Here is a 1,386-nt window from a genome sequence, read left to right as displayed (position 1 = left end):
ACCACATGCAATGTATTATATATGGTCGTTTTCAAATGAGGTTACATAACTCATGTTATGTAACCTATCGTTCCATCTTGTTAAGCGCCATCGTTACCGTTCGTTCACCGTTCCCCCTATTTCGTCAGATGCTTTCTATACACAATCTTGGGAGAACAACGGTAAATCAAGTGACAATAAAGAACCCCTTTATGAACCAAGCGATCACGCTTAGTCGATAAAGGGTTTTTGGTATGGCAAAGGAAAGGGTTATTCATGTCCAAAGCGGACTGTTCTAGCGATTAAACGCCGAAGATCACGAATCCGGTTGGGGGTCTCCACGGTACAATGATTCAGCATATCACACAGGGCAACGAGATCTTCGAGCTTGGATAGGAGTTTCCAGTTATCCTCTAGAACCACTCCATGCTGCTGATAAGCTTGAATGAAGTGTTTTTCATATGTCGACCCATCTTCTTCATACCGCAACATGTTGGCGATATCGGCGTGCCGGCTCCAGGAAAATGCGAACTCCCAATCAAGAACAGCCGATACCGTACATCCTGTAGAACTTTGCTGCATCAGTATATTTAATCCGTTGAAATCCGAATGAACGAGGACAGGCGTTTCTCTACTTTCCGACAACAACGAACTATAGGTTTGGCAGAAAACCCATAGCGCTTGTGTAAGCTCCTCACTTAGCCATTTGCCACATTGATTCCGGAAGAGACTTTCTTCAATAAATGAGAGAAAATGCTCACCGCCCATGCTGTAAGGTTGGGTGATCTTCAAATCCTTGTTGAAAAAACCCGATTCTGAAAACGTATAAGCGTGAATATTGGCAAGGATTGTGCCTGTTGATGCTGCAGCTGAAGCGATATCCTGGAAGGTTCCGGTTCTAAATACATCGCGCAAAAGGAATCCTTCCTTCCACTCCAACACAGCCCAAGGTTTATCGAATGCGCTGCAACTCGCATCGGCATATATGAAATCGGCGACAGGCACGGTTTGACTTACGAGTTGAGCAATGGCCAATTCTTTGTCAATCACGTTCCCCTTATTACGGTATAAACGAACAACGAAGGGTTGGTCGCTTCCCTCCAAATAGATTTTATAGTTGGCGTTACTGAATCCGGTTCCGATTCGTTCTGAGTCCATAACACGTTTACCTGGAAACGCCGGTTTGATTATTTCGTTTATTTGCCTAGTGTCAAGTGGAGTGATCAATTCCGCTCGTTCCCAGCCTTCTTTCATTACTTCTCATCCTTTCCTGCGCGCAATCCCTGCTCATAGCCCATTACCATTTCAACTTTCCTGCTTAGGGATGCTGCTAACAACGGTGAATTCATTATACTAATAGTGTATTTGAAATACAAAAATATGATTTTAGCACATTAAAACGCATCC

General features: G+C 43.8%; 1 protein-coding gene. It reads right to left on the bottom strand.

What is annotated here, in order from left to right; translation table 11 throughout:
- Nucleotides 1-249: 249 nt before the first annotated feature.
- On the bottom strand, nucleotides 250-1,233 hold the full coding sequence (locus tag AC1DWB_RS35220; protein ID WP_477545714.1) for a phosphotransferase family protein: 984 nt from the start codon (nucleotides 1,231-1,233) through the stop codon (nucleotides 250-252).
- Nucleotides 1,234-1,386: the final 153 nt, after the last annotated feature.

Source organism: Paenibacillus sp. P4_E11, assembly GCF_056401635.1.
This window is presented reverse-complemented; position numbering and strand designations above follow the sequence as displayed.

What these genes read in the sequence shown, in the direction of transcription:
- AC1DWB_RS35220 (WP_477545714.1), bottom strand. Translation starts at nt 1,233, where the DNA reads ATGAAAGAAGGCTGGGAACGAGCGGAATTGATCACTCCACTTGACACT.